This is a genomic window from Endozoicomonas sp. ONNA2 (assembly GCF_024606365.1).
Classification (GTDB): domain Bacteria; phylum Pseudomonadota; class Gammaproteobacteria; order Pseudomonadales; family Endozoicomonadaceae; genus Endozoicomonas.
This window is the reverse complement of record NZ_JAHHPO010000113.1, coordinates 1-3,170: the sequence shown is the minus strand read 5'-3', so window position 1 is coordinate 3,170 and position 3,170 is coordinate 1. Positions and strand designations below refer to the sequence as shown.

Here is a 3,170-nt window from a genome sequence, read left to right as displayed (position 1 = left end):
TGGGTGGGGCCGCCCAGGTGGGGCCGCCCAGGTGGGGCCCCCGGGTGGGTCGGCCATCCGCTTGGTGGCGGGAGGATATCAAGCCTGGCAATCGCTTGTCCTGCTCTGATTCCGGTTCGCTTTCTCCTTAGCGGGACTGACGTTGCTGCTTTTTTAGTGCCTTAAAGCCTTCTTTCAATAAATCAACCAGCTTGAAGTCATTCTTGGCTGCATACACCTTGAATTCCCTGGAAAACTCCGGGGATACTCTGAAGCTAAGGCCAACCCATTCATCGTTGGCTGATTTGGGTGGCTGCTTGGCTTTTTTTGCGGTGGTGCTTTTGGGTTGTGCTTTCTGTCTGGGCATGATTTTCCCCCATTCTTTTTTGTTTAGAGTTGTGTGATATATCGTCAGAGGGGATAAATAGTTTAGGCGGCAGGGGTGCTATTCAAAAGGATATTGGCTTGAAAGGTTCTGGTGATAGACACCGGCAGAGCCGGTGTCTGCGTCGCTTTACAGTACATCGATGCTGTTCAGATCATGATGGGCTTGCTCAAGACGTGTAATCATGGACTCCTGGCCAGCACGCAGCCACACACGAGGGTCATAGAACTTCTTGTTTGGCTTGTCGGCACCTCCGGGGTTGCCCAGCTGGCCCTGCAGGTAAGCTTCGTTCTTCTTGTAGTAGTTCAGAACCCCTTCCCAGCATGCCCACTGGGTGTCTGTGTCGATGTTCATTTTTACCACACCGTAGGAGACTGATTCGCGGATCTCTTCCAGGGTAGAGCCAGAGCCGCCGTGGAATACGAAGTTCAGTGACTTGGCTGGAATATTGAACTTCTCAGAGCAGTACTTCTGGGAGTTATCCAGAATCTTTGGGGTCAGCTGAACGTTACCTGGCTTGTATACGCCGTGAACATTACCGAAAGAAGCGGCGATGGTGAAACGGTGGCTGATCTTGCTCAGAATTTCGTAAGCGTAGGCAACGTCTTCTGGCTGGGTGTAGAGCATGGAGCTGTCCATTTGAGAGTTGTCTACGCCGTCTTCTTCACCGCCTGTGCAGCCCAGTTCGAACTCCAGTGTCATGTTCATCTTGGCCATACGCTTCAGGTATTCGGCACAAGTGGCAATGTTTTTTTCCAGAGGCTCTTCAGACAGGTCGATCATGTGAGAGGAGAACAGTGGCTTGCCGTGCTGCTCATAAAACGCTTCACCGGCAGTCAGCAGGGCATCAATCCATGGCAGCAGCTTGCGGGCAGCGTGGTCAGTATGCAGGACTACAGGGATGCCGTAAGCTTCGGCAACCGAGTGGACATATTTTGCCCCGGCAATGGCGCCCACGGCACCGGCAGGGTCAGCCTTCAGGCCTTTACCTGAAAAAAATGACGCGCCTCCGTTGGAGAACTGAATGATAACCGGAGATTTCACTTTGGCCGCAGCTTCAAGAACGGCATTGATTGAATCGGTACCAACAACGTTCACAGCTGGCAGGGCAAATTCACCGGCCTTGGCAGCTGCAAAAATTTTCTGAACGTCATCACCGGTAACGACGCCTGGCTTTACCAGGTCCAGGATTTTCTGAGACATGTGGCTGAACCTTCCTCGATCAAGGATTAATTGTGCATTTCAGTTGGAATGCTCTGTCGGGCCGGTATTTCTTTTCTACTGAACAAAACGATAGTATCGAATCATTTTATCATCAGGTCTGAAAAAATCCGGATTAGAAACTTCAAATTCTCACTAATGAAACGGAAAGGTCATCAGCTGACACTCCCCACCTTGGCGGGCGATGGTTCTTGCTCGCTCAAGAACGTTTCTGTTTCACGGTCCGTAGCTCAGGGAACAGTCGGGACGCCTGGTCGGGGCAGCCCGGGCCTGGTTATCGCATAATGGTTCCACAGTGGGAGCTTTAACGATGGCGAATCAAGGGGGACGCCTGGCCCTATGCTCCCCAAGTCTTACACGAACGCGGGGGACCGCCCCACTTCACATCCCGTCTGCGCGACGGTAGGTCTACAAGAGACTGGTGAAAAGTAGCAAAGAATGAACAAACACTCAAGCAGATGGCCGCCCCGCGGAGCGGGGCGGCCATCTGCCTGCGCGGCCCGGTCCGATTGGGTGATGCTTTACGACATGTTTGGTAAAGCCGTTTTTCCTGATGAATAAAAAACATATATAAATATTTTTTTAGGATAAAAATGATACCTGATGAACCTGCAAAGACTAACGCAGGTAATTTTACCGAAGCAGGGAATTTATCAATAAATGGCAATGGTCAGGCATTAACACTCAGGATGCGCTATCTTGAGGATGTTAAAATAGAAGACGGAAACCTTATGGTTGCCAGCTTGAAACAGCATTTCTATTGTGAGCGAAGATTTAAAACAAATAGCCTCAGAATTATCGATAGTTTTTTTAAAGGTTATCTTGGTTAACTACGAGTAGAGGACGATAATCATGGCCGGAAAAAAGCAGGCTGAAAAAACTGTGAATAAAGATGCAGTTGTTCAGGATGTTGATGCTCAGATTAATGGGTTAATTGAGCGGGCAATGGTGGCACGGGAGAAGTTTCTCAAGCTGTCTCAGGAGGATGTCGACAGGGTCACCAGGGCTATGGCTCTGGCAGGTCAGGCTGCTCATATGGAGCTGGCCAGAATGGCTGTTGAGGAGACCGGCCGTGGTATCCTGGAAGATAAGGTGACCAAAAACATCTTTGCGACAGAGTATGTTTACCACTCCATCAAGTACGATAAGACCGTAGGCGTTATTGAAGACAACGCGGAAGAAGATTTCATGCTGGTTGCCGAGCCTGTAGGCATTGTGTGTGGGGTAACTCCGGTGACCAACCCGACCTCCACCACCCTGTTCAAGGCCATTATTTCGACCAAAACCCGCAACCCGATTATTTTTGCCTTCCACCCTTCTGCCCAGAAATGTTCCAGTGAAGCGGCCCGGATTGTTCGTGATGCAGCGGTTGCGGCCGGTGCGCCGGACGACTGTGTGCTGTGGGTCGAATATCCTTCCATTGAAGCGACACAGAAGTTGATGACGCACCCTGAAGTTGCTGTCATTCTGGCGACCGGTGGCTCCGGCATGGTACGCGCGGCTTACTCTTCCGGTAAGCCTGCCCTGGGCGTAGTACTTCGTTTTTTCCCACCTGCAAGCTTGCCATCCAGTCTATCCTGATACC

4 protein-coding genes are annotated in these 3,170 nt (G+C 50.9%); 2 read left to right on the top strand and 2 right to left on the bottom strand.

Annotated features, from left to right (window positions below; all coding sequences use genetic code 11):
* Positions 1-127: 127 nt before the first annotated feature.
* Both KDK14_RS02015 and fbaA read right to left on the bottom strand, forming a co-directional pair.
* On the bottom strand, positions 128-346 hold the full coding sequence (locus KDK14_RS02015; protein WP_257263346.1) for a hypothetical protein: 219 nt from the start codon (positions 344-346) through the stop codon (positions 128-130).
* 147 nt (positions 347-493) lie between these two features.
* The gene (fbaA, locus tag KDK14_RS02010; protein ID WP_257263345.1) at positions 494-1,567 is read right to left on the bottom strand and encodes a class II fructose-bisphosphate aldolase; all 1,074 of its coding nucleotides are present in this window, start codon (positions 1,565-1,567) and stop codon (positions 494-496) included.
* Positions 1,568-2,178: 611 nt separating this feature from the next.
* Between fbaA and KDK14_RS02005 the strand changes: the two genes are divergently transcribed.
* Positions 2,179-2,415 (top strand): hypothetical protein, encoded by a 237-nt coding sequence (locus KDK14_RS02005; RefSeq protein WP_257263344.1) that lies wholly within the window; start codon positions 2,179-2,181, stop codon positions 2,413-2,415.
* 22 nt (positions 2,416-2,437) lie between these two features.
* A complete protein-coding gene (locus KDK14_RS02000; protein ID WP_257263343.1) occupies positions 2,438-3,166 on the top strand; it encodes an aldehyde dehydrogenase family protein in 729 nt (242 codons plus the stop codon).
* The last annotated feature ends 4 nt before the right edge of the window (positions 3,167-3,170 follow it).

What these genes read in the sequence shown, in the direction of transcription:
- KDK14_RS02015 (WP_257263346.1), bottom strand. Translation starts at nt 346, where the DNA reads ATGCCCAGACAGAAAGCACAACCCAAAAGCACCACCGCAAAAAAAGCC.
- fbaA (WP_257263345.1), bottom strand. Translation starts at nt 1,567, where the DNA reads ATGTCTCAGAAAATCCTGGACCTGGTAAAGCCAGGCGTCGTTACCGGT.
- KDK14_RS02005 (WP_257263344.1), top strand. Translation starts at nt 2,179, where the DNA reads ATGATACCTGATGAACCTGCAAAGACTAACGCAGGTAATTTTACCGAA.
- KDK14_RS02000 (WP_257263343.1), top strand. Translation starts at nt 2,438, where the DNA reads ATGGCCGGAAAAAAGCAGGCTGAAAAAACTGTGAATAAAGATGCAGTT.